This window comes from Microbispora sp. ZYX-F-249 (assembly GCF_039649665.1).
Lineage (GTDB): Bacteria > Actinomycetota > Actinomycetes > Streptosporangiales > Streptosporangiaceae > Microbispora > Microbispora maris.
Genome location: NZ_JBDJAW010000002.1, coordinates 243,165 through 268,944 on the forward strand (window position 1 = coordinate 243,165; position 25,780 = coordinate 268,944).

Sequence of the window (25,780 nt, forward strand, 5' to 3'; positions counted from 1 at the left end):
CTGCTTCCGACTGGGCGTCGACCACGGTAGGCAGACTGACCGGAGCAGATGCCTCGGATGGCCGGAAGTGAGAGGGGCGCGGACCACATTGACTCGGAAAGCCCGGACGGACGCGGAGCACAACCGGCGGCACATCGTGGCGGTCGCCCGTGCCGCGTTCGCCGCGGACGGTCTCGACCTGCCCGTGCACGAGATCGCCCGGCGTGCCGGTCTGGGCGTCGCGACCGTCTACCGGCACTTCCCGTCGCGGCAGGACCTCGTCGGCGCCGTGCTCACCGAGCAGGTGGCCGTGTGCGGCGCGCAGATGCGTGCCGCTCTGGACGACCCCGACCCCTGGCGCGCGCTGCGCGTGACCGTCCACCGGTTCGCCGACAACCAGGTACGCCACCGCGGGCTGAACGAGGCGCTGCTCGGCTCCCATCCGGCGGGCGCGGCGTTCGCCGGGCAGCGTCGCGCACAGGCCCGACGGCTCGAGCGGCTCGTCGAGCGGGCCCGGAGCGCGGGCGGCGTCCGCCCCGGGCTGTCGGCCGAGGACGTGCGGATCGGCCTGAGGGCCATCGCCTCCTTCCGCGCCGGCTCCCCCGAGAGCGGGGCCGCGGCGGTCCGGCGGCTGGCGGACCTCCTGGTCGCCGGCATGTCCCGCCCGGGGGTCAGTCCCTGACGAGCAGGGCCACGCACTCCACGTGGTGGGTCATCGGATACTGGTCGAAGGCCCGCAGGTCCTCCAGCCGGTAGCCGTGCTGACCGAACCAGGCGACGTCCCTCGCCAGGGTCGCCGGGTCGCACGAGACGTACACCACGCGCGCCGCCTCGAGGGCGGCGACGCGCTCGACCACCGGGCGGCCGAGTCCCGCGCGGGGCGGGTCGGCCACCACCAGGTCGGCCCGTTCGATCCGCAGCCGGTCGAGCGCCTCCTCAACCCTGCCCCGCTCGATCCGCGCCTGCGGCAGGTCGCGCAGGTTGAACCGGGCGTCCTGCGCCGCCTGCGGCTCGGACTCGATGCCGAGCACGGCGCCCTCCGGGCCGACCGCGTCGGCCAGCGCGGCGGCGAACAGGCCGGCGCCGCAGTACAGGTCGAGCGCCCACTCCCCCGGCCCGGGCCGGCCGAAGTCGAGCACCGCGTCGAGCAGCGTTGCCGCCGCACCCGGGTGGACCTGCCAGAACCCGCTGGCGGTGACCCGGAAGTCCCGTTCGCCCACCCGCTCGGTCAGCGAGGCCCGGCCGCGCAGCGCACGCGTGCCCCGCCTGCCCTCGTCGAGCAGGACCGAGGCGTCGACGTCCGGGACGACCGCCCTGCGGCGCGGCTCGGGTTCGACGATCACGGCGCGTTCGCCGCCGGCGGCCGCCACCACCTCGACCGACGCGGCTCCCGGCCAGGCGAGGCGTTCCGCGCCGACGCCCTCGACGGCGGGGTGCGCGATGAGGCACTCGGTGACGTGCTCGATCTCGTGCGACCGGTGCTTGCGCAGCCCGGCCGTGCCGTCCCGGTCCACGGCGAACCGGACGCGGGTGCGCCACCCGAGGCCGTCCTCCGACCCCGGCACCTCCTCGACCACGACCTTGAGGTCCAGGCCCGCGAGCCGCCGGAACTGCTCGGCGACCACGTCGGCCTTGAGCCGGCGCTGCGCCGCGAGCGTGGCGTGCTGCCAGTCGCAGCCGCCGCACCGGCCGGGGCCGGCGAACGGACAGGGCGGCGTGACCCGGTCGGGTGAGGGCTCCAGGATCTCGACGGCGTCGGCCCGCAGGAACCGCGCGGTCTCCTCGGTCACCTCGGCGACCACCCGCTCGCCGGGCAGGGCGTGCCGGACGAACACCACCCGGCCCTCGTGCCTGGCCACGCACCAGCCGCCGTTGGCGACGGCGTCCACCGTCAGCTCGAGCCGTCCTTTGTTCATCCGGTCGGCCTCTCTTGTGTCGATCATCGGTCTTGAGGGGTGCGGCACGCCGCACCGGTCGCAGGCTGCCGGGTTGTCACGTCTTGACCTGCGTGTCCTTCGACGGCGGCTGGTAGGAGCGGCGGGACGCGCCGGGCGCGGCCGGCTCCCTGCGGCCCTTGAGGCGGTCGGAGGAGGCGAGCTGGAACGGCACGCTGGTGACCATGACGCCGGGCTTGAACAGCAGCCGGCCCTTGAGCCGCAGCGCGCTCTGGTTGTGCAGGAGGTGCTCCCACCAGCGGCCGACCACGTACTCGGGGATGTAGACCGTCACGACGTCGCGCGGCGAGCGCCGCCGCAGCGACTTCACGTATTCGAGCACGGGGCCGGTGATCTCCCGGTAGGGCGAGTCGAGGATCTTCAGCGGCACGTCGATGCCGCGCCGGTCCCACTCCTCCCTGAGCCTGTTCGCCTCGTCGGCGTCCACCATGACGGTCACGGCCTCCAGAGTCGACGGGCGGGTCGCCCTGGCGTACGCGAGCGCGCGCAGCGTGGGTTTGTGGATCTTCGAGACGAGCACGACCGCGTGGTTGCGGGCCGGCAGCATCGACTCGTCGATCTCGCTCTCCTCCGGCGCGGCGAGCTCCGCGGCGACCCGGTCGTAGTGCCGCCTGATGCCCTTCATCATCAGGAAGAGCACCGGCATCGCGATGCAGACGATGTACGCGCCGTGCGTGAACTTGGTGGCGAGCACGACGACGAGTACCAGCCCGGTCATGACCGCGCCGAAGCCGTTGATCAGCCGCGAGCGCATCATGTGGAAGCGCGCCCTCGCGTCGCTCTCGGTCCTCAGGTGACGGGTCCAGTGCCGGACCATGCCGATCTGGCTGAGGGTGAACGAGACGAACACCCCGACGATGTAGAGGTTGAGCAGCTTGCTCACGTCCGCGTCGAACGCCCAGATCAGCAGGCAGGCCCCGGCCGCGAGGATGACGATGCCGTTGCTGAAGGCGAGGCGGTCGCCCCGGGTGTGGAGCTGACGCGGCAGGTAGCGGTCCTGGGCGAGGATCGACCCGAGCACCGGGAAGCCGTTGAAAGCGGTGTTGGCCGCCAGGAACAGGATGAGGGCGGTCACCGCGGCGATCACGACGAACAGGACCGAGCCGTGGCCGAAGACGGCCGACGCGACCTGCGCGATGATCGGCTGCTGGTAGTAGCCGGGCCCGGCCGGGTGGCCGTTGATGATGATGTCCCTGGCCGCGGTGGCGGGGTCGGCCACCGTCACCCCGGACTTCAGGCCGAGGAAGATGATCCCGCTGAACATCGTGACCGCGATGAGGCCCATCATCAGCAGCGTCGTCGCGGCGTTCTTGCTCTTGGGCTTGCGGAAGGCGGGCACGCCGTTGCTGATCGCCTCGACACCGGTCAGCGCCGCGCAGCCGGAGGAGAAGGCGCGCAGCACCAGGAACGCCAGCGCGAACCCGGCCAGATCCGCCTGCTCGGCCACGAGCTTGTAGTCCGCCGTCGGGGCGCGCAGCTCCTCGCCCAGCACGAGCAGGCGGAACAGCCCCCACAGGATCATGCCGATGACCGCGGCCATGAAGGCGTAGGTCGGAACAGCGAAAGCGACACCCGATTCCCGGATGCCGCGCAAGTTCATGATCGTCAGGAGTACGACGATGGCTATCGCTACCAAGGGGCGATGCTCGGCGACGAAGGGAATCGTCGCGCCCACGTAGTCGGCGCCGTTGGCGACCGACACCGCCACGGTCAGCACGTAGTCGACGAGCAGGGCGCTCGCGACGGTCAGCCCCGCCGTCGGACCCAGGTTCGTCGTGGCCACCTCGTAGTCGCCGCCGCCGCTGGGATAGGCGTGCACGTTCTGCCGGTAGGACGCCACCACGACGAGCATCACGAGGACGACCCCCGCCGCGACCCACGGGCTGATGCTGTAGAGCCCGACCCCGGCGATCGACAGGATGATCAGGATCTCCTGCGGCGCGTACGCCACGGAGGACAGCGCGTCACTGGCGAAGACCGGCAGTGCCACACGCTTGGGCAGCAGCTGGTGGTGGAGCGCGGTGCTTCGCAGAGCCCGCCCCACGAGGAGCCGCTTGACAAGATCTGGCACCTTGGACACGTCTGTTGAGCCTAGTCCCCCCGTGCCGTGCCCGGGTCATGCGGTGCGCCATGAGGGCGACATACTGTCTGCAATAGGAGACCGCCACAACCCACGGCGGGAGAGCATGCATATTGTGATCATGGGATGCGGACGGGTCGGCTCGACCCTGGCGCACATCCTTGAGGACAACGGGCACTCGGTCGCCGTGATCGACCGTGACCCGCAGGCCTTCCGTCGGCTGCGGGCGGGCTTCCGGGGCCGCAGGGTGACCGGCATCGGTTTCGACCGCGACGTCCTCGAAGAGGCCGGCATCGCCTCGGCCACCTCGTTCGTCGCCGTCAGCAGCGGCGACAACTCCAACATCATCTCCGCGCGGGTCGCGCGGGAGATGTTCGGCGTGGACAACGTGGTGGCCCGCATCTACGACCCCCGGCGGGCCGAGGTCTACCAGCGGCTGGGCATCCCCACCGTGGCGACGGTCCGCTGGACCGCCGACCAGATCCTGCGCCGGGTGCTGCCCGAGGGTGCCGAACCCCTCTGGCGGGACCCGACCGGTACGGTCGTCCTCGCCGAGGTGGCCTTCCACCAGGGCTGGATCGGCACCCGGGCCAGGGAGATCGAGAACGTCACCGGCGCGCGCGTGGCCTTCCTCAACCGCATGGGCGAGGCGCTGGTGCCGAAGGACGCGACCGTCGTCCAGGAAGGGGACATCCTCCACCTGGTCGCCGCCGAGAACGACATGGACCGCATCAACAAGATGCTGTCCGCCCCGCCGTCCGACGAGGAGCACTGATGCGCGTCACCATCGCCGGCGCCGGAGCCGTCGGCCGCTCCATCGCGGCGGAGCTCCTGGAGAACGGCCACCAGGTCCTGCTCATCGACATCGACCCCCACGCCATCAAGATCGACAGCGTGCCGCGGGCCGAATGGCTGCTCGCCGACGCCTGTGAGATCTCCTCACTGGACGAGGCCGGGCTGAACAGCTGCCAGGTGGTGATCGCCGCCTCCGGCGACGACAAGGTCAACCTCGTGGTCTCGCTGCTCGCCAAGACCGAGTACGGCGTGCCGCGGGTGGTCGCCCGGGTCAACCACCCCAAGAACGAGTGGCTGTTCAACGAGTCGTGGGGCGTGGACGTCGCCGTCTCCACCCCGCGTCTGCTGTCGGCCCTGGTCGAGGAGGCGGTCAGCGTCGGCGACCTGGTGCGCCTGATGACCTTCCGGCAGGGGCAGGCCAACCTGGTGGAGCTCACGCTGGCCGAGGACGCGCCGGTGGTGGGCCAGCGGGCGGGTTCGGTGCCGTGGCCGGTGGACGCCGCCCTCGTGGCGATCCTGCGCGAAGGCCGGGTGCTGGTCCCCTCGGCCGACGACCCGCTGGAGGCCGGCGACGAACTGCTGTTCGTGGCCAACCAGGAGGTCGAGCACGAGCTCACCGTCCTGCTGTCGGCCCACGAACGTCCCTGACCGGCACCGGCTCGGGCCCCGGGACACGCGCCCGGGGCCTTCGCGTTCCGTCAGACGGACGGCTGCGTGGGCGGCTGGGCGGGCGACTGAAGAGCGGGCTCGATCGGGGTGCGGCCCCGGGCGAGCACCCACACCATCGCGCCCAGTGCCGCGATCTGCAGCGGCCAGCCCAGGGCGATCTTGGCCACGCCGAGGGCGGTCACCTGGTCCGCCCAGTAGAGCGGCAGCTGGATCACCACCCGCAGCAGGCAGGGCAGCATGAGCAGCCATGTCAGCCGCGAGCACAGCCGGACCAGCGCGGAGTCGTTGTGCCAGGCCGTCGGGTCGCCGGTCACCGAGCCGATCAGGAACCCCACGACCGGCCAGCGGACCACGATCGACAGCAGCATGCCGGCGGCGTAGGCCCCGTTGTAGAGGATCCCCGGCAGGAACACGTCCTTGGCGTCGCCGGTGCGGGTCGCGAAGAACGCGCCGATGCCGATGCCGACGAGGCTGTTGAGCACGAACTGCGGCGTCGTGCGCTGCGCGAGCCGCACCAGCAGGAGCACCACCGCCGAGGCGATGCCGATGATCAGCGAGGTCTTCAGCTGGCTGGTGCCCACCCACGTGCCGGTGAAGGCGATCGTGGGCACGGCCGCCTCGACGATCCCGCGCCTGCCGCCCAGCGCCTTGCTCATCTGGGCACGAACGGCCGCCTCAACGGTGGCGTGCGCCGCGGGGGCCGTCATGTCCGCTGTGCTCATACGGTCTCCTGAGAGATCAAGGGCCACCGGCCGGGCGTAGCTCGTAACGGGGGTTGAACATGACCTTGCGGCCGTCCTGGACGCTGACCAGTCCTTCGGCCCGCACCACCCGGCCCGGCTCGATGCCGGCGATCTTCCGGCGGCCGAGCCAGACCAGGTCGATCACGTCCGACCCGTCGTACAGCTCCGCCTCGAGGGCGGGCGCCCCGCCGCGCGGGCGGAGGGTGACGGTGCGCAGCGTGCCCGCGACGCAGGTCCGCTGACGCTCACCGCACCGGGCGATGGGTGTGGCCCCCTGCTGCTCCAGGTCCTCCTGGAGCTCGGCGGCCTCCAGCTCGGCCTGGCTGGTGGTCAGCCGTCGGAAGAAGCCCCGCAGTCCGCCTCGTCTGGCAGGCTCCGGCGTGCCCATCGGTCACTCACCCAGCTTCCTCCCCCTGAGGGGGATTCGTCGTCCCGGCTTCCAGCCTAGGCCCGTCATTTTCCACCGCAGCATACGTGAGCCGCGTACGGGCCAGAAGGACGGTCAGGGCAGGGCTTGCTCCCCGATTCGGTCAACCGGCGCGCCGCCCCCGGCGGAGGTCAGCGGATCTCGCTGATCTCCGGCCCGCGTTCGAAGGGCCGGAACTCCTCCCGGCGGCCCCCCTGCTCCTCCATGGCCTGCCGCGCCTCGGCCGGCAGGCGGAGCTGGATCGCCTCCCTGGGCGGCATCGGCTCGTCGCCGCGCACGACGACGATGTCGCGCACGACGTCCTCCAGGATCCGCGCCGCCTCCGGGTCGACCGCCGCCCTGCCGCTGATCACGGCCCGCAGGAACCAGCGCGGCCCGTCGACGCCGACGTAGCGCACCGGCTGCCGTCCCTGCGCCTGGCCCTGTGCGGGCACCTCGGCCGCGATCTCCGGGCCGAACGGGCCTTCCCGCTCCTCGGCGGCTCCGCCCGCGGCCACCACCTCGCGGGCCAGCTCGGCCCGCACCTCGCCCCAGATCCCGCTGCGCTTGGGCGCGGCGAAGGCGTTCACCTGCAGGGCGCTCTCCTCGACCAGGACGATCACACCGTCGACCTGGTCGCCCGCCATGCTGAGCTGGATCTCGAACCCGGGACCGACGGGCAGGCGCAGGCCCCCCAGGTCCACCCGCTCGGCCTCCGGGTAGTCGTCGCCGGAGTCCCAGGGGCCCGTCGTCCGCGCCGGGGCGGGACTCTCCTCCCGCCCGACGGCTGGCGCGGTCTCCTCCTCCACGCGTCGCCGGCGTCGCAACACTCGTCTCACTCTCCTCGCATCGTGGCCCGTTCCCGGGCCCCGCGGTGTCAGCTCCCCGTCGAGCCGAACCCGTTCGTGCCCCGTACGGAGCCGGGCAACCGGTCGACCTCATAGAACGCCGCCCGTTCCACCCGCTGGACGACGAGCTGGGCGATGCGGTCGCCGCGCCGGAGCCGTACCGCGTCCTTGGCGTCAGTATTGATCATCGTCACCCTGATCTCGCCCCGGTAGCCGGCGTCGATCGTGCCCGGCGCGTTGACCAGCGTGACTCCGTGCCGGGCCGCCAGGCCCGAACGCGGGTGGACGAAGGCGGCGTAGCCGTCCGGCAGCGCGATGGCGACACCGGTCCGCACGACCGCCCGCTCACCGGGCAGCAGCTCGACGTCCTCCGCCGCGTACAGATCGGCCCCGGCGTCGCCGGGATGGGCGTACGACGGGAGCGGGAGGCCGGGGTCGAGCCGGTGGATCAGGATCTCGACATCGCTCATGAGGCAAGACCCTACCCGTTGCGCTGGGGAGACACCGCCTCCCCCGCTCCCGGGGACGGGCGTGCCGTCTCCGGTTCCTGCCCGCCCCGCCCGGAGGAGTCGTGCCCGGGTGCGGGCTCGGGTGCGGGCTCGGGTGCGCCGGGCTCCGTGTCCGGGGGGCCGGCCTCCTCGCCGCCGTGCGGGCCTCCTTCCGCCGGCGGCTCGATCGCGGGCTGACCGCGGCGCAGCTCGGGCAGCGCGCGATAGATGACCGCCGTGAGCGGCACGGCCACCACGGCGCCCGCGATACCGCCGAGCACGCCGCCCACCGCGAGGACGAGGATGATCGCCAAGGGGTGGAACTCCAGGGCCCGGCCGACGATGAGCGGCTGGAGCACGTGGTTTTCGAGCTGCTGCTCGACCACGAGGACGCCCACGAAGATCAAGGCGTAGACCCAGCCCTGTGAACCGAAGGTCACCAGCGTCGCGATGCCGCCCGCCAGCAGGATGCCGACGACCGGGACGAAGCTCGCCAGGAAGACGAGCACCGCGAGGGGCGCCCACAGCGGCACCCGCATCCCGGCGAGCACCACTCCGATCACGACCCCGTGGATGGCCGCGACCGCGACCGTGCCGTGCACGTAGTGCGAGATCGTCGCCCAGGCCGCCCGGCCCGCCCGGTCCACCCGCGGCGCGGTGTCGCCGAAGGCGCGCAGGAACCAGCCCCAGATCCGTTCGCCGTCCTTCAGCAGGAAGAAGGTCACGAAGAGGATCAGCACGATCGAGGTGAGCACCTCGACGACCGCGGTGGCGCCGCTCAGCACCGTGCTGGTGATCTGGCTGCGATATTGGGTGATCTGGCTGCTGAGCTGGTCCACGAAGTCGGCGATCTGCGCCTCCTTCAGGTGAAGGGGGCCGTGCAGCAGCCAGTCCTGCACGTTGCGCACGGTGACCTGGATCTGCAGGACCAGCCGGGGGAACTCCTCGTTCGCCCGCACGCCGATCAGGAATCCGATGCCGACTATCAGCGCCAGGCCCAGCAGCATCGTGATCCACGTCGCGTAGATCGGCCGGAGCCCGGCGGAGCGCAGCCGCCGCGTCAGCGGATACAGCAGGGCCGCGAGCAGCAGCGCCACGACCACCGGCATGACGACGAAGCTGATCCTGCCGATGATCTGCCACAGGAAATAGACCATCGCGCCGAGCAGCAGCAGCCGCCAACTCCACGCGGCCATCGCGGCCAGGGTCGGCGGAACCCTCTCATGGGTACTGCGGTTAGACGGGATCACGGATCCAGCCTGGCATGTCGGCGGGCACGGCGCGCGGCCGTTTTACCCGTGATTGGGGATCGATTCGGCGGTGCCACCGCCGGCCGCCGGCCACGGGTCTCCCCCGCGGCCGGCGGCGTCGGCGCTCAGCCGGTCAGCTCGGCGACCGCGTCGAGCGGGGCGTCACCGGGTTCGAGGACGAACTCCTCGACGTTGCCGGCCGCGCACAGGTCGTCCTGGGCCGGCCGGACCAGCTCCGCCTGGTCTCCCGACACGGTCAGCCGGGAGACCTCGGCCCGCATCGACAGCCGCGCCTCGGACTTCGCCCGCCGGACACGGCGGAGCACCTCCGCCACGGCGTCGAGCACCGCGGGGTCGCCGAGCCGCGCCTCGGGCAGCTCGCCGGCGGACGGCCAGGCGGCGCGGTGCACCGAGCCCTCCCGCCACCACGACCAGACCTCCTCGGTCACGAACGGCAGGAACGGCGCGAACAGCCGCAGCAGCACGTCGAGCGCCCGCCGCAGGGCCGCGACGGCCGAGGCGTCCCCGGCGTACGCGCGGGCCTTGACCAGCTCCAGGTAGTCGTCGCAGAACGCCCAGAAGAACCGCTCGGTCCGCTCCAGCGCCCGGGTGTAGTCGTACGCCTCGAACGCCTCGCCGGCCTCGGCGACGACCGCCCGCAGCGCGGCCAGCATGGACAGGTCGACCGGCGCGGTGACCTCGCCGCCGCCCTCGGACCGGAATCCGAGCACGAACTTCGACGCGTTCAGGATCTTGATGGCCAGCCGCCGGCCGATCTTGATCTGCCCGGTGTCGAACGCCGTGTCGGTGCCGGGACGCCCGTTCGCCGCCCAGTAGCGGACCGCGTCGGAGCCGTACTCCTCCAGCAGCCCCATGGGCGTGACGACGTTGCCCTTGGACTTCGACATCTTCTTGCGGTCGGGGTCGAGGATCCATCCCGAGATCGCCGCGTGCCGCCAGGGCAGCCCACCGTGCTCCAGGTGCGAACGCACGACCGTGGAGAACAGCCAGGTACGGATGATCTCGTGGGCCTGGGGCCGCAGGTCCATCGGGAAGACGCGGCGGAACAGGTCGTCGTCGCGCTCCCACCCGGCGGCGATCTGCGGGCTCAGCGAGGACGTCGCCCACGTGTCCATGACGTCGGGATCGGCGACGAAGCCGAACGGCTTGCCCCGCTGGTCCTCGGTGTATCCCGGCGGCACGTCGCTGGACGGGTCGACCGGCAGCGCCGACTCGGGCGGGACGATCGGCGCCTCGTGGATCGGCTCGCCCTCGGCGTCGAGCGGGTACCAGACCGGGATCGGCACGCCGAAGAACCGCTGGCGGGAGATCAGCCAGTCGCCCGCCAGGCCCTCGACCCAGTTGTCGTACCTGACCCGCATGTGCGGCGGATGCCACTCCAGCTCCCGGCCGCGCTCCAGCAGCTCGGCGCGCAGCCGCGCGTCCCTGCCGCCGTTGCGGATGTACCACTGCCGGGTGGTGACGATCTCGAGCGGCCGGTCGCCCTTCTCGTAGAACTTCACCGGCCGCTGGATCTTGCGCGGCTCGCCGTCCAGGTGGCCGGACTCGCGCAGCATCTCCACGATGCGCTCGCGCGCGCTGTGCACCGTCTTGCCGGCCAGCTCGGCGTACGGCTCGGCGGGCACGCCCTGCGGCGGCTCGGGGAGCAGGCGGCCGTCCCAGCCGATCACCGGCCGGGTCGGCAGGTCGAGCTCGCGCCACCAGGTGACGTCGGTGACGTCGCCGAACGTGCAGATCATCGCGATGCCCGAGCCCTTGTCCGGCTCGGCGAGGTGATGGGCCACGACCGGCACCTCGACCCCGAAGACCGGGGTGCGGACGGTGGTGCCGAACAACGGCCGATACCGCTCGTCGTCGGGGTGGGCGACCAGCGCCACGCAGGCCGGGATCAGCTCGGGGCGGGTGGTCTCGATCCACACCATGCCCTCGCCGCCCTCACCGCCCTCGCCGGGCCGCTCGAAGCCGATCCGGTGGAAGGCGCCGGGCCACTCCCGGTCCTCCAGCTCGGCCTGGGCCACGGCCGTGCGGAACGTCACGTCCCACAGGGTCGGGGCCTCGGCGACGTACGCCTCGCCGCGGGCGAGGTTGCGCAGGAACGCGCGCTGGGACGCCGCCCGGGCGCCCGCGTCGATGGTCGCGTACGTCATCGACCAGTCCACCGACAGGCCGAGACGGCGCCACAGTTCCTCGAACGCCTTCTCGTCCTCGGCGGTCAGCCGCTCGCACAGCTCGATGAAGTTCCGGCGGGAGATCGGCACCTGCCGCTTGGCGTCCGGCTTCTCCGGCGGCGTGAAGCCCGGGTCGTACGGCATGGAGGGATCGCAGCGCACGCCGAAGTGGTTCTGCACGCGGCGCTCGGTGGGCAGGCCGTTATCGTCCCATCCCATCGGGTAGAAGACCTCGCGCCCCCGCATCCGCTGGTAGCGGGCGATCGTGTCCGTGTGCGTGTAGGAGAAGACGTGCCCCACATGGAGGGACCCGGACACGGTGGGCGGCGGGGTGTCGATGGAGTAGACCTCGTCCCTGCCCCGGGACCGGTCGAACCGGTAGGTGCCCTCGGCCTCCCAGCGCTCTACCCATACCGCTTCCAAGCCGTCGAGTGCGGGTTTCTCGGGCATGGCTGCGGGGAGTCGCTGTTCGGTCATGCCACCACATGGTATGGCGTGGACCGCCACCCCGTGCGGAGACACTAAGGTCGTTATCGAGGAGGAATCATGGCGGACACGGTTCGGGAGGCCAAGCGCGAACTCGGCGCGATGGACAAACCCGACATGCAGTGGCGTATCGTCGGCGGCCTGCTCGGCCTGGCGGTGGGCTTCTGCTCGCGCAAGGTGCTGTCGTTCGCGTGGGAGAAGGCCACCGGCAAGAAGCCGCCGGCCAGCGCCGACTCCCCCGACATCGGGCTCGGCGAGGCGATCGCGTACGCCGTGGTGATGGGCCTGGGCATGGAGATCACCAGGATCGTCGTCACCCGGTCGGCGGCGAAGAAGTGGCGCAACTGGAAGGACGCCGCCCGGGACCTCACTCCGTAGAAGCGGCCCGCTCCCCGGACTCCAGGGCGGCGAGGAAGTCGCTCGCCCACCTGTCCACGTTGTAGGTGGCGACCCTGCGCCTGAGCGAGCGCATCCTGCGCGCCAGCTCGTGCGGGGTCGCCCGCATCGCCGCCAGCATCGTCCGCTTCATGCCGTCGATGTCGTACGGGTTGACCATGTAGGCCTGGCGCATCTCGTCGGCCGCACCGGCGAACTCGCTCAGCACGAGCGCCCCGCGCAGGTCGTGGCGGCAGGCGACGTACTCCTTGGCGACGAGGTTCATGCCGTCGCGCAGCGGCGTGACGACCATGACGTCGGCCGCCAGGTAGAGGGCCGCCAGCTCCTCCTTGGCGTACGACTGGTGCAGATAGGAGATCGGCATGCGGCCGAGCACGCCGTGCTCGCCGTTGATGCGGCCGACTCGCAGCTCGATGTCGTTGCGCAGCCGGATGTACTCGGCGACGCGCTCCCGCGTGGGCGTCGCCACCTGGACGAAGACCGCCTCGTCCGGCTTGATCGCGCCGTCGTCGAGCAGCTCGCCGAACGCCTTGAGCCGCTGGCCGATCCCCTTGGTGTAGTCGAGCCGGTCGACGCCGAGCAGCACGTGCTCCGGGTCGCCCAGCTCGGCGCGGATCTCCTTGGCCCGCTGCTGGATGCGGGGCTCGCGGACGAGCTGGTCCAGCTCGCCGTAGTCGACCGAGATCGGGAACGACTCCGCGCGTACGGTGCGGTCTTCGAGCTGGATCTCGTTGCGGAGGTACTGCACCCCGAGCAGACGGCGGCACAGGCGCAGGAAGTTGGCCGCGCCGCCCGGCCGCTGGAAGCCCACGAGATCGGCCCCGAGCAGGCCCTCGAGGATCTCGTTGCGCCAGGGCAGCTGGTAGAACAGCTCACCCGGCGGGAACGGGATGTGCAGGAAGAACCCGATCTTCAGGTCGGGCCGCAGCTTGCGCAGCATCGCGGGCACGAGCTGGAGCTGGTAGTCCTGCACCCACACGACCGCGCCGGGCGCGGCGGCGTCCGCGGCCGCGCGGGCGAACCGGTCGTTCACGGCGCGGTAGGCGTCCCAGAGCACGCGCGAGTAGACGGGCGTGGCGACCACGTCGTGGTAGAGCGGCCACAGGGTGGCGTTGGAGAAGCCCTCGTAGTACAGCTCGACCTCGAGCTGGGACAGCGGGATGGGGATGAGGTGCATGCCGTCGTGGTCGAAGGGCTTCAGCTCCTCTCCGGCCGCACCGGTCCAGCCGAGCCAGGCCCCGTCACGGCGTTGCATGACGGGCGCGATGGCGGTGACGAGCCCTCCCGGGCTGCGCCGCCACTCGTTCTCGCCCACGCGGTCGACCGGTAGCCGGTTCGCGACGATCAGAAATGAGCTGGTGCCACGCATGCATCTCCTCCAGGTGGTCGCCTGTGACCACCATACGGAAAGTCACCAGTGACCCCCATACCCGTAAGAACGTGCACAATTCCCACCGGTTGTTGTGAGAATGATCTCACGCAGCTCATACGGGGTCGGCAAGTGGTTTAGACCACTCGGTGACACTTCCCTACCTGAAGATCAGGACGGTCCGAGAGTGCCGATTGGGACGGGCACCTGGGCTGATGCCCGTTTTCCCGGGAGACGCAACCGGATCGGCGGGGGATCAGCCGGACGCGGGGGGTTTGCCCGAAGACGGGGGCGTCAGCTCGGAGGCGGGGGCGTCGGATCGCGGCAGGGCGCGCTGGCGGCGCAGGTCCGCGCGCACGGCGGCGGCGAGCTTCTTGGTGGCGGCCCGGTTCAGCGCGCCGCCGGCCACGGCGCCGGTGAGGAAGGGGCCGAGTGTGGTGAGGTGGCGGCCGAGCGTACGCATCAGGCGGTTGCGCAGCGCGGTCTTGGCGGCGGTCCCGAGCGCGAGCGTGGCCGAGCCGGGGGCGAGGGGGTTGACGCCCCGCTGCTTCGACCAGGCGAGCGCGAACGCGGCCGCCCTCTGGGTGCCGTTGCCGGGCACCCGGACGTCGTACACCTCGTGCAGTTCGGCGAGGAGTTTCACCTCGATGGCCGCGACGACCAGCGTCTCGGCCACGATCTGGGCGGGTGCGGACAACAGGAGCGGCGGAGCGGCGAACTCGGCCGCGGCGAGCGCCCCGCCGACCGCGCCGACCGCCGTCGTCGCCTTGGCGGCGGTGCGGACGAGGTCGTCGGCGAGCTGCTCACCGGTGAGCCCGTAGTGGTGTTCCCGCAGGGTCTCGAGGTCCCTGACCGGTAACCGCGGAGCGATGTTCATGAAGACGTCGGCAAGCCATCGGCCCCGGCCGACTCCCCGTTGACGTGCCTTCCCCGCGGACCGTGCCAGGGCCCCGCCGAGGCGGCCGAGCAGCCGGCGCCGCTCGGCCCCGTCCGTCTCCTCAGAGGCGACGAGCTTGCCGACCAGGTCGGCGACCTCGTTGTTTGAATCATCCGCTGCTGAAGTCACGGACCCTCCCAAGGGTCTCCTAGGCGGCGCACTCGCGGCAGACCTGCTGGCCGTTCTTCTCCGAGGCCAGCTGGCTGCGGTGGTGCACCAGGAAGCACCGCGAACAGGTGAATTCATCGGCCTGCCGAGGAATCACCCGCAGCGAGAGCTCCTCATTCGACAGATCCGCCCCCGGCAGCTCCAACGACTCGGCCAGATCGGTCTCGTCGATGTCGATGCTGCCCGACGACTTGTCGCTCCTGCGCGCCTGGAGTTCCTGGAGGCTGTCCTCGTTGAGGTCGTCGTCGGTCTTACGCGGGCTGTCGTAGTCGGTAGCCATCTGCTACTCCATCCCCCTCATCTATCTGCCTGCGCCTGTGTCGCGCGTGGATAACGCTCGGAAGGCCGGTGTTGTGCCCGCGGGGGCCGGTAAATTGTGCAATCGGTACCCGCTTGAACGAACACTGAACCTTCCGACACGCGAGGGGCATCCCGCCGGAGGCTGCGGTTAGCCAAATATGGCGAAAACCACAGTATCGGCGGTATCCCTACCGCGTTCGACGGCACATCCAACCACATGTACGGCGCGCTCGCTCCATCAGCGCGCCGACTGCGGCGTCCCCGGAGAGCCCCCGGTCCCGGAGAGTCGTACCGTCACCACGAGGCCGCCCCCGTCTCGGGGAACGGCGGCGACCGTACCGCCGTGCGCGCGGACGATCGCGCGGACGATGGACAGGCCGAGACCCGCGCCCTTGGCGGACTGCACCCGGTCGGCATTCAGCCGTCGGAACGGCTCGAACAGGCTCTCCACCTCGTACGCGGGAACGTGCGGTCCCGTGTTCGCGACCTGAACAACCGCACCCCCGTCCACAATTCCCGTCCGGACCCATACTTTTCCGGATTCACCAAGATTGTGCTTGATGCCGTTCTCAACCAGGTTGGAGACGCAGCGTTCTATGAGTACGGGGTCGCCTGTCGTGGCCGCCGGGTGCAGGTCGTGCTCGACCGTGACGCCCTCCTCCCCGGCGAAGGGGGCCAGTTGCTCCACCGCCGTCCTGGCGACCTCCTGGACGTCCACGGGCTTGCGCACCGACAGCTCGCGCTCGCTGCGGGCGAGCAGCAGCAGGCCCTCGATGAGCCGCTCGTTGCGGGCCGTGGTGCCCAGGAGCGTACGCCCGAGCACCTTCAGGTCGTCGGAGGCCTCGGGGTCGGACAGCGCCACCTCCAGCACCGTGCGGTTGATCGCCAGCGGCGTGCGCAGCTCGTGCGAGGCGTTGTCCACGAACCGCCGCTGGGCGTCGAAGGCGGTGTTGAGCCGGGTGAGCATGGCGTCGAAGGTGTCGGCCAGCTCCTTCAGCTCGTCGTCGGGGCCCTGGAGGTCGATGCGCTCGTGGGCGAGCGAGGTCTCCGACAGCTTCCGCGCGGTCGCCGTCATCTTCATGACCGGCCGCAGGGCCCGGTCGGCCACGACGTAGCCGAGCATCAGAGCGAAGATCCCCACGCCCAGCAGCGCCAGCAGCGCCCGCTTCAGCAGTTCGCTGCGCGCCGCCGCGGTCACCGCCGCCTGCGACTGGCCGAACTGCCTGTTGACCTGGTCGACCCACTCCTGCGGCACGATGCCGCTCGGAAGGTAGATCTTCGGCACGTTCTGCCAGCCGACGTCGATCGCCTGGCCGACCAGCACGTACATGACCATCACCAGCAGCGCGCCCGCGACGAAGACCAGCGCGGCGTACGTGAGGGTCAGGCGCCACCGGATGCTGATCCGGTTCTGCAGCGACCTGATCTCGTCGAGCAGGTTGCCCCGCTGCACCGGGTGGGCGACCAGCGGCGGCGGCCCGTCCCAGGCGGGCGGGCCGCTGGGCGGCGGCGGCACCTGGCTGCGGTAGGGGCCGGTGCCCATCGGGCTCGACATCCTGCGGGTCGGACCGGCCGCCTGTGCTCCAGCCGGAGCCGGCGAGCCCGGCGTGGTCCCGGAACCCGGCGTCGTCGCGGAATCCGGCGTCGTCGCGGATCCCGCTTCGCCGGACGGCGGGAGGATCTGCGGCGTCCCCCTCTCGGAGGCGTCACGCGGTTCGGTCACAGGGCCCCTCCCCCGGGGAACAAGCGGAGACGGCGGCGGCGCGGGTCGTCACAGCCGGTACCCGACGCCCGGCACGGTCTCGATGACCGGCGGGTCGCCCAGCTTCTTGCGCAGCGTCATCATCGTCACCCTGACCACGTTGGTGAACGGGTCGATGTTCTCGTCCCACGCCTTGTCGAGCAGGTCCTCCTGGCTGACGACGGCGCCCTCGGCCCGCAGCAGCTCCTCCAGCACCGCGAACTCCTTCTTGGTGAGGTGGATCTCCGCCCCGTCCCTCGTCACCTGACGCCTGCCGGGGTCGAGCCGGATGCCGGCGCGTTCGAGAACGGGCGGCAGCGGCGGCGCGGACCTGCGGCCGAGCGCGCGCACCCGGGCCACGAGCTCCATGAACACGAAGGGCTTGGCCAGGTAGTCGTCGGCGCCGATCTCCAGCCCCTCGACCTTGTCGTCCACATCGCCCGCTGCCGTCAGCATGATGATCCGCGAGGCCGACCGCTGGGCGACAAGCCGGCGGGCCACCTCGTCACCGTGCACCTTGGGCAGGTCGCGGTCGAGCACGATCACGTCGTAGTCGATGTAGCCGGTCTTCTCCAGAGCGGCGGCGCCGTCGTAGGCGACGTCCACGGCCATCGCCTCCCGGCGGAGGCCGGTGGCGATCGCGTCCGCGAGCACCCGCTCGTCCTCCACCACAAGCACGCGCATCAAGTCCTCCTAGCTGGTACGACGTCCTCATTGTGGTCACATTCGACGTAAGCCGCCGGTAAGCGGTTCCAGCGCTCTACGTGACGTAGAGCACAGAAATTCACAGGTTTGCGGTCGGTCCGGACATGGGTAAGGCCCGTGACACCCTCCATTGTCGTGTCCCGGGGAAGGGCGCGCCTCTCCGCAGGAGCCGTGCCGGAGCCCCCAGTGACACGTTTCGCCCCCTGAGAAAGAAGGTGAGATGGGCGAGTTCACGACCACGATCGAAACCAGGCTCGACCAGGCCTACAAGGGTCTTGAAGAGGCCACCACGAGCGGGGACGACTTCCTCGCCGACACACTCACCGCCGAGATCGAGGACCTGCACCGCCTCGCCGAGGATCACGGCATCTCCATCCCGCGCTGACCGCTACGAACACTGACGAGGGGGCCCGCCGATCGGCGGGCCCCCTCGCCTGTGTAGCCGGGCGATCTCCGGGCGTCCGTGCCGGACGGACGCCGGGCTCAGTACGCCCGGCTCAGTACGCCCGGCACTCTGTGCTCGTTGTGCCCGGCGCCCTGTGCTCGTTGCACCCGGCACTTTCTGCTCGTTGCGCCCGGCGCTCTCCGCCCGTTCGCCTCCGCTCCGCGCGCGTCGCGCGCGGCGGGCTCTGCGTGAAATCACCGCGAATCCTGCGCGAACCCTGCGCGAACCCTGCCCGGCCCCCTCGTGAACTCTCCGGGGCTCCCAGTGGCTCCCGGTGGCTCCCGGTCAGGCGCGCGGGCGCCGCCGGCTCGCGCCCCGGGCCGACGCGGCGCGGCGCGCGGGCGCCGCCGGCGTCACGCGAAGTCGTCACGGTCCACGTCGGCCTCGGACATGGCCTCCTTGAGCTTGGCGGCCATCTCGGTGTCCTGTGACCCGCGTCCCGACTCGCCCTGCTGGGCGGGCGCGGCCTGCCGCGACAGCGCCGGGTCGTTCTGGTCGGTCTTGGGGGCGTTCTCTTCGGGCACGGTCATGTTCTGCTCCTTCCGCCGTCGTCCTGCGCCGCGTACCCGCGAGGCGGCCGGGCATGCGGCCGGGACCTGGGCAATCGCTCCGGCCGGCGCGTACGGCGGCGTCAGGTTTGCCGTCAGGGACACGGGTAGGGCCTCCGGTCCCTGTGACGGAAAGGTGGAGCGTATGCGACAGGAGCACGAGCCGGGCTCGCCGGAGGGCATGACGAAGCAGGAGGTGGACAGCCGCAGCGACCTCGCACGCTGGATCAGCGGGACGCACGTCTTCCCGGCCGGCCGGGAAGACCTGCTGGCCCGCGCCACGTCCGAGTCGGCGCCGGACGGGGTGCTGTCCGCCCTGCGGTCCCTGCCTGACCGGACGTTCGCCAACATCGAGGACGTGGCACGCGAGCTCGGCGTCGGCGGCGGCGAGCAGCGCGACTGACGAGGACGGAGCAGCGCGATTGACGAGCACACCACAGCGCGGCCGACAAGCATGAAGCACCGCGATCAATAGACACAGCGCACCGCGATCAACAGACACAGCGCACCGCGATCAACAGATACAGCGCAGCGCGATCGACAAGCACAGCGCAGCTCGTCTGACGAGCGACCACGGCGCCGGCCGGATCGACCGGCCGGCGCCGCGGACGGTGTCGAAGCGGGGGCCTCAGTCGCGCTCGGGGTCGAGGGGAACGAGCAGGTCGTGCAGTTCCTCGAAGAGGCCCGGGGCGGCGCACAGCGCCATGTCGGGGCCGACCGGCCTGCCGTTCAGGCCGCCGAGCCGGGCCCCGGCCTCCGCGGCGATCAGCCCCGCCGCCGCGTGGTCCCAGTAGTTGGTGCCGCGCTCGTAGTAGGCGTCGACGCGGCCCGTCGCGACGGAGCAGAGATCGACGGCGCACGAGCCACCACGCCGGATGTCCCTGACTTGGGGCACGACCTGTGCCAGCACTTCGGCCTGCACCCGGCGACGCCCGGCCGCGTAGCCGAACCCGGTGGCGACGAGGGCCTTGGCCAGCGGGACGCCCGTGTTGCAGCGCAGCCGCTCGCCTCTCAGCCAGGCGCCCCCGCCCTTCGACGCGGTGAACAGCTCGCCGCGCGGCACGTTGTGCACCGCTCCCGCGACGATCTCGCCGTCCACCTCGACGCCGATGCTCACCGCCCAGTCCGGCAGGCCGTACAGGAAGTTGACCGTGCCGTCGATGGGGTCGACGACCCACCGTACGGCGCCCTCGCCGGGGGTGTCGCCGCCCTCTTCGCCGAGGATCGCGTCGTGCGGCCTGGCCTCGGCGATCCTGCCGCGGATCAGTTCCTCCGCGGCGCGGTCGAGGGCGGTGACGACGTCGGTGGGGCTCGACTTGGTGGCGAGCACCTCGGGCCGCGCGGGCCGCTTGGCGAGGAGCATCTGGCCGGCCTCCTCCGCTATGCCGGCCGCCAGCTCCAGCAGCTCCTCCACCCGCGCGCGGTCATGCCGGTACTCCCGCTCGTCCATCCTGGCCTGCCCCCTCCTCGTACGTGCTCAAGAACGAAGCGCGGCCGACGCCCGGCTCGGGCGTCGGCCGCACGGATGACATCCTCCCAAACCAGGATGTACCGCCACTCAACGGTCAGCTCAGGGACGGTGGCCGGGTCCACTCCTCGTCCAGGACGTGCTGAGAAAGGAAGGCCAGGACGGTCTCGTACCAGGCGATCGCGTTGCCGGGCTTGAGCACCCAGTGGTTCTCGTCGGGGAAGTAGAGGAACTTCGACTCGACCCCCGAACGCTGGAGGTCCCACCACAACCGCAGGCCCTCGCCGATCGGCACGCGGTAGTCCTTGTCGCCGTGGATCACCAGCATCGGCGTCCTGATCTCGCCGAGCGACCGGTGGGGCGACAGCCGGGCGTACCGGGCGGACCCGAGGACGCCGAACTCCCGCTGCCAGAAGTTGGCGCCGTCGGTGGTGCCGGCGAACTGGTCCAGGTTCCACAGCGAGGCGTGCGTCACGATGGCCCGGAACCGGTCGGTGTGCCCGGCGACCCAGTTCGCCATGTAGCCGCCGAACGAGCCGCCCATCGCCGCCGTCCGCTGCTCGTCGATCTCCGGCCGCTTGAGGCACTCGTCAGTGATCGCCATGAGGTCGGCGTGGGTCACCGGCCCCCAGTCGCCCCAGCCCCGCTGGATCATGTCCTGGCCGTATCCCGTGGACATGCAGGGGTCGGGCAGCAGCACGGCGTAGCCGTGCCGCGCCATGATCCAGGGGTTCCAGCGCCAGCTCCAGTCGTTCCAGCTCGACACCGGGCCGCCGTGGATCCACAGCAGGAACGGCGCGGGGTCCTCGGCGGTCGCGTCCGCAGGGACGACCAGCCAGCCCCGGATCTCGGTCCCGTCCTCGGCCGTCGCGGTCACCTCGGTCAGCGTGCCGGGCAGGTCGAGCGGCGGCGTGGGCGAGGGCAGCGTCGTCACCGAACCGTCGGCGGCGATCCGCACCGGCCGCGGCGGCGAGTCGATCGCGCCGCGCAGGGCGAAGACCGAGCCGTCGGGCGCCGGGCACAGCTCGGCGTACGCACCGTCGTCGGCGGTCACCCGGGTGACCGCGCCGTCGAGGGGGACGCGGAAGACCGGCCGGCGGCCCTGGTGATCGGCGGCGAAGAAGAGCTCCCGGGAGGAGGGCGCCCACGCGACCGCCGCGGGGAAGATCTCCCCGGCGACCACGCGTCCCTCGCCCGTCTCCAGGTCGATCACCCACAGGTCGAGCGCGACCGGCACCTCCTCGGTGCCGTGCCGCTCCCGCACGCAGGCGACCAGCCGCCCGTCGGGCGACACCACGACCGGACCGCCGAAGTCGTGCCCGCCGGACGTCGCGAGCGTGCGCCGGGATCCGTCGGCGACGTCGATCGCGACCAGGTCCCAGCGGATGTCGCCGTTCCCGAGCGGCACCCGCCAGGTGGTGACCACGGTCCGCCCGTCCGGGGTGACGTCGAACGACATGTGCTCGTCCAGCGCGCCGCCGGGCTCGGGCGTGAGGTCGCGCACGTCCTCCAGGCCCTCGCGCGCCGCGCGGCCGGCGAAGAGCCGGGTCTGCGCCGGGCCGAGGTCGTGGTCCCAGTAACGCACCGGGTAGCCCTCGTGCAGGATCGCGCTCACCCCGGCCTCGTCGCGGGCCTTGCGTCGCTCCTCCTCGGTGCCGGCGTCGCCGGGCAGCACCGCGGAGGTGTAGACGACCGTGCCGCCGGCCGCCCGCACGCCGGAGACCCCGCCGGGGCGGGTGGCGACGCGCACCGGCTCGCCGCGCTCGGGCAGCAGCCACAGGGCGGCGCTGTCGCCGCCGGTCTCCTTGGCCGTCTCGTCGGGCCTGCGGGAGACGAAGAACAGGGCGCCGTCGGGGGCGAACTCGGCCCCCGCCTCCCCCTTCGCCGACCTGGTCAGCCGGCGGGGCTCGCCTCCGGGGTCCTGGGGGAGCTCCCACAGCGCGGTGCCGTACGACTTGCCGTCGGGGTTGAGCGACTGGACCACGGACACGAGCCGGGTCCCGTCGGGCGACAGCCGCAGGGAGTTCACGCGCGGCAGGGCCATGTATTCGCGGATGTCCGGAAATTGGCTCACCGCTCGAACCTACTCGCAGACGCGCCGCCCGCCCAACCCCGAAGGCGCGGGCCGAACCGTCGTACCGCCCGCGTAAGGTGTGGCGCATGGGGAGCACCAATGGGTACGACGCCCTGCTCGTCGTCTCCTTCGGCGGGCCGGAGAAGCCCGAGGACGTCATGCCGTTCCTCGAGAACGTCGTGCGCGGCCGGGGCGTGCCGCGCGAGCGGCTGCTGGAGGTCGAGGCGCACTACCAGGGGTTCGGCGGGGTCAGCCCGATCAACCGGCAGTGCCGTGACCTGATCGCCGCGCTCGACGTGGACCTGCCGGTCTATTGGGGCAACCGCAACTGGCACCCGTTCCTGGAGGACACGGTCCGCCGGATGAAGGAGGACGGCGTCCGCAAGGCGGCGGCCTTCGTCACCGCGGCCTACAGCTCCTACTCCTCCTGCCGGCAGTACCTCGACGACATCGCCCGTGCCCGCGCGGCCGTCCCCGGCGCCCCCGAGATCGTCAAGCTCCGGCACTACTACGACCACCCCGGGTTCATCGCGGCGATGGCCGATCACACCCGCGAGGCCCTCGGCCGGCTGCCGGAGAGCGACCGCGATCGGGCCCGGCTCGTGTTCACCGCGCACAGCATCCCCGTCTCCATGGCCCGTACGGCGGGGCCGGCGGGCGGCGCGTACGAGGCCCAGCTCAGGCGGGCCGCCGAGCTGGTGACGGCCCAGATCGGTGAGGCAGGGCTCGGCGAGGGGCGGGCCTGGGACCTGGTCTGGCAGAGCCGCAGCGGCCCGCCGCAGGTGCCCTGGCTGGAGCCCGACGTCTGCGACCACCTGGAGGCGCTGTACGCCGAGGGCGTGCGGTCGGCCGTCCTGGTGCCCATCGGGTTCGTCTCCGACCACATGGAGGTCGTCTACGACCTCGACGTCGAGGCGGCGGCCACGGCCGAGAAGCTCGGCATGGCCCTCACCAGGGCCTCGACGGCGGGCACCCACCCCCGGTTCGTGTCGATGGTGGCCGAACTGCTCGCCGAGCCCGAGCCCGCTGCGTGCGCGGCGACCTGCTGCCCGGCGCCCGTGCGGCCCGCCCGCCCGCCGGCCTAGGTGCCCGGGATCAGGAGGCGTACGCGCGGGCGTAGGCGTCGGCGAGGGACAGGACCTTGTTCACGTAGTCCCAGGAGTGGTTGTAGAACCACACGGCCTTCCTGAGCTTCTCGCCGCCGGCGCCGGCTCCGTTGGCGCACAGGTATTTGGCGGCCGACGGCACCGCGTCATAGGGGCTCCAGATGTCCGCCTCGCCGTCGCCGTCGCCGTCCACGCCGTACGCCTTCCAGGTCGCGGGCATGAACTGCATCGGCCCGAGCGCCCCCGCCGACGAGGGGCCGTTGTTGCGGCCGTGGCTGCTCTCGACCTGCCCGATGGCGGCGAGGACGGTCCACGAGAGGCCGGGGCAGACGGTGGCGGCCCGCTGGTAGAGGTCCAGGTAGCTCCCGGGCCGTCCGACGAGGGCCTGTCCCGGTGTGGCCGTGGCATGGGGCCGGTCCGCCGCCTGCCCGACCCGGACGACCTGCGCGCCCTTGCCGAGCAGGCGCCTGACCGCCGTGTCGCTCACCTTGCCCGGGTCGCCGTGGACCAGCACGACGACGCCGCCGGGGAAGCCGAGCCTGCGTCCCAGGTCCTGACTGACCAGGCCGTCCACCCCGGGCAGCCCGAGTGAGGCCGAGGCCGCGACGCGCAGCCTGGGGCCGCGGTCGATCTGGTACTCCGCGCCGAGCACCATGCCGAGACGCTTGATCGTGGCCACGTCGGCGACCATCTCACCCCGGGCGAGCGCGCTCCACACCTCCGGGTGGTCGGCCACGCGCTTGGGCGTCCACGACCGGAACGCGGCCGGGTCGACCGCGAGCAGCCGCAGGGCCGTGCCCGACACGTGGACCGCGCCGCCGTCGGTCACCGTCACCTTCTGCACGTGCCGCAGCTTGGCGATCTTCAGCAGAGTGCGCTCCGGCACCCGTTTCGGGGCGATCGCCATCAGGTGCGGCGGCGTTACCTGCACGCCGGGCCCGCCGACGACGGGCGCGCTCGACGGCAGCGTGCGGTCGGGCACGAGGCTTCCCGCCGTCGCCCGCGCGGCCGGAGGCGGATCGCCCGCCCGCGCCCCGTCGGTCTCCGCCCGTGCCGCGTCCTGCCCCGGACGGCCGCCGCCCGCAGCCAGCGCGCCCCTGTCCGGCCAGGTGACCAGGAAGGCGGTACCCGCGGTGATGACGCAGAGGATCACGACGGCGAGGCCGGTCACGATCGGGCGGAGCCGCGCGGAGGCGGCATGAGTGGGTGTCCTCACCTCAGCCCCTGCACCCCCGACCCGGAAAAATCACTTGCCTCATGATATGCGGGTAGGCGATAACCAAACCGGAGACAAACGCCGTCCGCGTGTCCCGGGGTCGCCCCGGGACCGCCGCCGCTGTCGAACGGCCGGCCCGGACGCACACGCACCACCGTGCGGAAGGGAAACACACCATGGTCGGGCCGTATCGGGGGCTGTTCGGCACGCCCGGAGTCAAGGGCTTCGTCATCTCCGGGTTCATCGGGCGCGCGCCCATGTCGATGCTCGGCATCGGCGTCATCCTGCTGATCTCCGCGGTCACCGGGTCGTACGCGACCGCCGGGGCGGTCTCGGCCGCCGTGTCGCTCGCGTTCGCGGTCGCCGCGCCCCTGTCGGGGCGGCTGGTGGACCGGTTCGGCCAGGCGAAGGTCCTCGTCCCGTTCATCCTCCTGCACGCCGTCTCGATCACCGCCCTGATGCTCTGCGCGCACGCCGGGGCACCCCAGTGGACGCTGTACGCCACGGGCGTGGCGTCCGGAGCGACCGGCCTTTCGCTGGGCTCGATGGTCCGGGCCCGCTGGTCCTACGTGCTCAAGGACTCCGGCCGGCTGCACACCGCGTTCTCGTTCGAGTCGGTGGCCGACGAGGTCATCTTCGTCGGCGGGCCGGCCTTCGTGACCGCGCTCACCACGGGCGTCAACGCGTACGCCGGGCTGATCGCCACCATCGTCCTTGCCCTGGCGGGCACCCTCGCCTTCGCCTGCTTCCGCGCCACGGAACCGCCGGCCGTACGCCACCGGAGCACGGGCCGGTCCCCGATCGCGATCCCCGGCGTCGCGATGCTGTCGGCCGTCTTCCTCGCCATGGGGGCGGTGTTCGGCTCGATCGACATCATCACGGTCGCCTTCGCCGACGAGCACGGCAGCAAGGCGGCGTCCGGCTTCCTGCTCGCCTCGATCGCGGCCGGCAGCATGGTCTCCGGCCTGTGGTTCGGCTCCCGCCAGTGGAAGATCAGCCTGCGCAGCCGTTTCGTCCGCGGGCTGTCGCTGTTCGCGGCCGGGCTCACGCCCGTGCTGCTGATGGACGACATCCGGGCGATGGCTCCCGCGCTCTTCCTCGCCGGCCTGTCGATCTCCCCCACGCTCATCACGGGGTTCTCCCTCGTGGAACGGATGGTCCCGGCCGGGCAGCTCACCGAGGGCATGGCGTGGATCTCCACGGCCCTCGGGCTCGGGGTGGCCGCCGGCGCGTGGGCGGGCGGGCGGCTGACCGACCTGTTCGGCGCGTCCAACGCGTACGGTTTCTCCTACGCCTGCGCGCTGCTCGCGGTGGTGGCGGGCCTCGGCGGCTCCGCGCTGGTCCGGAGGCGTCAGTACACCGGCTGAGCGCCCGGCCGCAGGCCCATAGGCAGCCGGCCCGGTCATGAGTAATGTTCAT

At 71.8% G+C, this 25,780-nt stretch carries 25 protein-coding genes; 8 read left to right on the forward strand and 17 right to left on the reverse strand.

Annotation, left to right across the window (positions count from 1 at the left end):
• Positions 1-88 precede the first annotated feature (88 nt).
• Entirely contained in the window at positions 89-661 is a 573-nt protein-coding gene (locus tag AAH991_RS03605) for a TetR/AcrR family transcriptional regulator (RefSeq protein WP_346224276.1), read from the forward strand.
• On the opposite strand, the gene AAH991_RS03610 is transcribed toward AAH991_RS03605, so the two are convergent.
• Both AAH991_RS03610 and AAH991_RS03615 read right to left on the reverse strand, forming a co-directional pair.
• Positions 651-1,922: a class I SAM-dependent RNA methyltransferase gene (locus tag AAH991_RS03610; RefSeq protein ID WP_346224277.1), complete on the reverse strand. Its 1,272-nt coding sequence runs from the start codon at positions 1,920-1,922 to the stop codon at positions 651-653. The genes AAH991_RS03605 and AAH991_RS03610 overlap by 11 nt on opposite strands.
• Before the next feature lie 49 nt (positions 1,923-1,971).
• A complete protein-coding gene (locus AAH991_RS03615; RefSeq protein ID WP_346224278.1) occupies positions 1,972-4,014 on the reverse strand; it encodes an APC family permease in 2,043 nt (680 codons plus the stop codon).
• Between the two features lie 106 nt (positions 4,015-4,120).
• On the opposite strand from AAH991_RS03615, the gene AAH991_RS03620 reads away from it, so the two are divergent.
• Complete coding sequence (locus tag AAH991_RS03620; protein ID WP_346224279.1) at positions 4,121-4,789, forward strand: potassium channel family protein; 669 nt, start codon at positions 4,121-4,123, stop codon at positions 4,787-4,789.
• Complete coding sequence (locus tag AAH991_RS03625; protein WP_346224280.1) at positions 4,789-5,457, forward strand: potassium channel family protein; 669 nt, start codon at positions 4,789-4,791, stop codon at positions 5,455-5,457. The genes AAH991_RS03620 and AAH991_RS03625 overlap by 1 nt, the downstream gene beginning before the upstream one ends.
• Positions 5,458-5,507: 50 nt before the next feature.
• Here AAH991_RS03625 and AAH991_RS03630 read toward each other — a convergent pair whose 3' ends face one another.
• The 6 genes from AAH991_RS03630 to valS all read right to left on the reverse strand — a co-directional run bounded on the left by AAH991_RS03630 (position 5,508) and on the right by valS (position 11,879).
• On the reverse strand, positions 5,508-6,200 hold the full coding sequence (locus AAH991_RS03630) for a DUF3159 domain-containing protein (protein ID WP_346224281.1): 693 nt from the start codon (positions 6,198-6,200) through the stop codon (positions 5,508-5,510).
• A 16-nt stretch (positions 6,201-6,216) separates the two neighbouring features.
• Entirely contained in the window at positions 6,217-6,609 is a 393-nt protein-coding gene (locus AAH991_RS03635; RefSeq protein WP_030505482.1) for an OB-fold nucleic acid binding domain-containing protein, read from the reverse strand.
• Between the two features lie 170 nt (positions 6,610-6,779).
• Entirely contained in the window at positions 6,780-7,457 is a 678-nt protein-coding gene (locus tag AAH991_RS03640) for a DUF3710 domain-containing protein (protein WP_346224282.1), read from the reverse strand.
• A gap of 47 nt (positions 7,458-7,504) precedes the next feature.
• Positions 7,505-7,945 carry a dUTP diphosphatase gene (gene dut, locus AAH991_RS03645; RefSeq protein WP_182906672.1) on the reverse strand — a complete coding sequence of 147 codons (441 nt, stop codon included), beginning with the start codon at positions 7,943-7,945 and terminating at the stop codon, positions 7,505-7,507.
• An 11-nt stretch (positions 7,946-7,956) separates the two neighbouring features.
• Positions 7,957-9,159, reverse strand: a complete 1,203-nt coding sequence (locus AAH991_RS03650) for an AI-2E family transporter (RefSeq protein ID WP_346224283.1) — start codon at positions 9,157-9,159, stop codon at positions 7,957-7,959.
• A gap of 179 nt (positions 9,160-9,338) precedes the next feature.
• On the reverse strand, positions 9,339-11,879 hold the full coding sequence (valS, locus tag AAH991_RS03655) for a valine--tRNA ligase (RefSeq protein ID WP_346224284.1): 2,541 nt from the start codon (positions 11,877-11,879) through the stop codon (positions 9,339-9,341).
• 69 nt (positions 11,880-11,948) lie between these two features.
• Between valS and AAH991_RS03660 the strand changes: the two genes are divergently transcribed.
• Positions 11,949-12,266, forward strand: a complete 318-nt coding sequence (locus tag AAH991_RS03660; RefSeq protein WP_346224285.1) for a DUF4235 domain-containing protein — start codon at positions 11,949-11,951, stop codon at positions 12,264-12,266.
• On the opposite strand, the gene AAH991_RS03665 is transcribed toward AAH991_RS03660, so the two are convergent.
• From AAH991_RS03665 to AAH991_RS03685, 5 genes are all read right to left on the reverse strand, one after another.
• Positions 12,256-13,653, reverse strand: coding sequence for an alpha,alpha-trehalose-phosphate synthase (UDP-forming) (locus AAH991_RS03665; protein WP_346224286.1), 1,398 nt, complete (start codon positions 13,651-13,653; stop codon positions 12,256-12,258). The two genes, AAH991_RS03660 and AAH991_RS03665, sit on opposite strands and share 11 nt — an antisense overlap.
• 256 nt (positions 13,654-13,909) lie before the next feature.
• A complete protein-coding gene (locus AAH991_RS03670; protein ID WP_346224287.1) occupies positions 13,910-14,719 on the reverse strand; it encodes a hypothetical protein in 810 nt (269 codons plus the stop codon).
• 19 nt (positions 14,720-14,738) lie between these two features.
• The gene (locus tag AAH991_RS03675; RefSeq protein ID WP_030505490.1) at positions 14,739-15,038 is read right to left on the reverse strand and encodes a DUF4193 domain-containing protein; all 300 of its coding nucleotides are present in this window, start codon (positions 15,036-15,038) and stop codon (positions 14,739-14,741) included.
• Positions 15,039-15,296: 258 nt separating this feature from the next.
• Complete coding sequence (locus tag AAH991_RS03680) at positions 15,297-16,781, reverse strand: sensor histidine kinase (protein ID WP_346224288.1); 1,485 nt, start codon at positions 16,779-16,781, stop codon at positions 15,297-15,299.
• Between the two features lie 48 nt (positions 16,782-16,829).
• Positions 16,830-17,483 (reverse strand): response regulator transcription factor, encoded by a 654-nt coding sequence (locus AAH991_RS03685; protein WP_346224289.1) that lies wholly within the window; start codon positions 17,481-17,483, stop codon positions 16,830-16,832.
• Between the two features lie 241 nt (positions 17,484-17,724).
• On the opposite strand from AAH991_RS03685, the gene AAH991_RS03690 reads away from it, so the two are divergent.
• Positions 17,725-17,889: a hypothetical protein gene (locus AAH991_RS03690; RefSeq protein WP_169949406.1), complete on the forward strand. Its 165-nt coding sequence runs from the start codon at positions 17,725-17,727 to the stop codon at positions 17,887-17,889.
• A gap of 413 nt (positions 17,890-18,302) precedes the next feature.
• On the opposite strand, the gene AAH991_RS03695 is transcribed toward AAH991_RS03690, so the two are convergent.
• Positions 18,303-18,479, reverse strand: coding sequence for a hypothetical protein (locus AAH991_RS03695; protein ID WP_346224290.1), 177 nt, complete (start codon positions 18,477-18,479; stop codon positions 18,303-18,305).
• Positions 18,480-18,642: 163 nt separating this feature from the next.
• Here AAH991_RS03695 and AAH991_RS03700 point away from each other — a divergent pair, with 163 nt between their 5' ends.
• Positions 18,643-18,900 carry a DUF2795 domain-containing protein gene (locus tag AAH991_RS03700; RefSeq protein WP_346224291.1) on the forward strand — a complete coding sequence of 86 codons (258 nt, stop codon included), beginning with the start codon at positions 18,643-18,645 and terminating at the stop codon, positions 18,898-18,900.
• A 225-nt stretch (positions 18,901-19,125) separates the two neighbouring features.
• Here the strand turns inward: AAH991_RS03700 and AAH991_RS03705 are convergent, their stop codons facing one another.
• Together AAH991_RS03705 and AAH991_RS03710 are read right to left on the reverse strand one after the other, a co-directional pair.
• Positions 19,126-19,947 carry an inositol monophosphatase family protein gene (locus AAH991_RS03705; protein ID WP_346224292.1) on the reverse strand — a complete coding sequence of 274 codons (822 nt, stop codon included), beginning with the start codon at positions 19,945-19,947 and terminating at the stop codon, positions 19,126-19,128.
• Positions 19,948-20,062: 115 nt separating this feature from the next.
• Positions 20,063-22,009, reverse strand: coding sequence for a prolyl oligopeptidase family serine peptidase (locus tag AAH991_RS03710; protein WP_346224454.1), 1,947 nt, complete (start codon positions 22,007-22,009; stop codon positions 20,063-20,065).
• A 116-nt stretch (positions 22,010-22,125) separates the two neighbouring features.
• Here AAH991_RS03710 and AAH991_RS03715 point away from each other — a divergent pair, with 116 nt between their 5' ends.
• Complete coding sequence (locus AAH991_RS03715) at positions 22,126-23,124, forward strand: ferrochelatase (protein ID WP_346224293.1); 999 nt, start codon at positions 22,126-22,128, stop codon at positions 23,122-23,124.
• A gap of 10 nt (positions 23,125-23,134) precedes the next feature.
• On the opposite strand, the gene AAH991_RS03720 is transcribed toward AAH991_RS03715, so the two are convergent.
• Positions 23,135-24,361: a lytic transglycosylase domain-containing protein gene (locus AAH991_RS03720; RefSeq protein WP_346224294.1), complete on the reverse strand. Its 1,227-nt coding sequence runs from the start codon at positions 24,359-24,361 to the stop codon at positions 23,135-23,137.
• Positions 24,362-24,537: 176 nt separating this feature from the next.
• Between AAH991_RS03720 and AAH991_RS03725 the strand changes: the two genes are divergently transcribed.
• Complete coding sequence (locus tag AAH991_RS03725; protein WP_346224295.1) at positions 24,538-25,728, forward strand: MFS transporter; 1,191 nt, start codon at positions 24,538-24,540, stop codon at positions 25,726-25,728.
• The last annotated feature ends 52 nt before the right edge of the window (positions 25,729-25,780 follow it).

Coding starts and splice junctions, on each gene's coding strand:
- AAH991_RS03610 (WP_346224277.1), bottom strand. CDS start 1,922: ATGATCGACACAAGAGAGGCCGACCGGATGAACAAAGGACGGCTCGAG.
- AAH991_RS03620 (WP_346224279.1), top strand. CDS start 4,121: ATGCATATTGTGATCATGGGATGCGGACGGGTCGGCTCGACCCTGGCG.
- AAH991_RS03625 (WP_346224280.1), top strand. CDS start 4,789: ATGCGCGTCACCATCGCCGGCGCCGGAGCCGTCGGCCGCTCCATCGCG.
- AAH991_RS03630 (WP_346224281.1), bottom strand. CDS start 6,200: ATGAGCACAGCGGACATGACGGCCCCCGCGGCGCACGCCACCGTTGAG.
- AAH991_RS03635 (WP_030505482.1), bottom strand. CDS start 6,609: ATGGGCACGCCGGAGCCTGCCAGACGAGGCGGACTGCGGGGCTTCTTC.
- dut (WP_182906672.1), bottom strand. CDS start 7,945: ATGAGCGATGTCGAGATCCTGATCCACCGGCTCGACCCCGGCCTCCCG.
- AAH991_RS03650 (WP_346224283.1), bottom strand. CDS start 9,159: ATGGCCGCGTGGAGTTGGCGGCTGCTGCTGCTCGGCGCGATGGTCTAT.
- valS (WP_346224284.1), bottom strand. CDS start 11,879: ATGACCGAACAGCGACTCCCCGCAGCCATGCCCGAGAAACCCGCACTC.
- AAH991_RS03660 (WP_346224285.1), top strand. CDS start 11,949: ATGGCGGACACGGTTCGGGAGGCCAAGCGCGAACTCGGCGCGATGGAC.
- AAH991_RS03665 (WP_346224286.1), bottom strand. CDS start 13,653: ATGCGTGGCACCAGCTCATTTCTGATCGTCGCGAACCGGCTACCGGTC.
- AAH991_RS03675 (WP_030505490.1), bottom strand. CDS start 15,038: ATGGCTACCGACTACGACAGCCCGCGTAAGACCGACGACGACCTCAAC.
- AAH991_RS03685 (WP_346224289.1), bottom strand. CDS start 17,483: ATGCGCGTGCTTGTGGTGGAGGACGAGCGGGTGCTCGCGGACGCGATC.
- AAH991_RS03690 (WP_169949406.1), top strand. CDS start 17,725: ATGGGCGAGTTCACGACCACGATCGAAACCAGGCTCGACCAGGCCTAC.
- AAH991_RS03695 (WP_346224290.1), bottom strand. CDS start 18,479: ATGACCGTGCCCGAAGAGAACGCCCCCAAGACCGACCAGAACGACCCG.
- AAH991_RS03700 (WP_346224291.1), top strand. CDS start 18,643: ATGCGACAGGAGCACGAGCCGGGCTCGCCGGAGGGCATGACGAAGCAG.
- AAH991_RS03705 (WP_346224292.1), bottom strand. CDS start 19,947: ATGGACGAGCGGGAGTACCGGCATGACCGCGCGCGGGTGGAGGAGCTG.
- AAH991_RS03710 (WP_346224454.1), bottom strand. CDS start 22,009: ATGGCCCTGCCGCGCGTGAACTCCCTGCGGCTGTCGCCCGACGGGACC.
- AAH991_RS03715 (WP_346224293.1), top strand. CDS start 22,126: ATGGGGAGCACCAATGGGTACGACGCCCTGCTCGTCGTCTCCTTCGGC.
- AAH991_RS03725 (WP_346224295.1), top strand. CDS start 24,538: ATGGTCGGGCCGTATCGGGGGCTGTTCGGCACGCCCGGAGTCAAGGGC.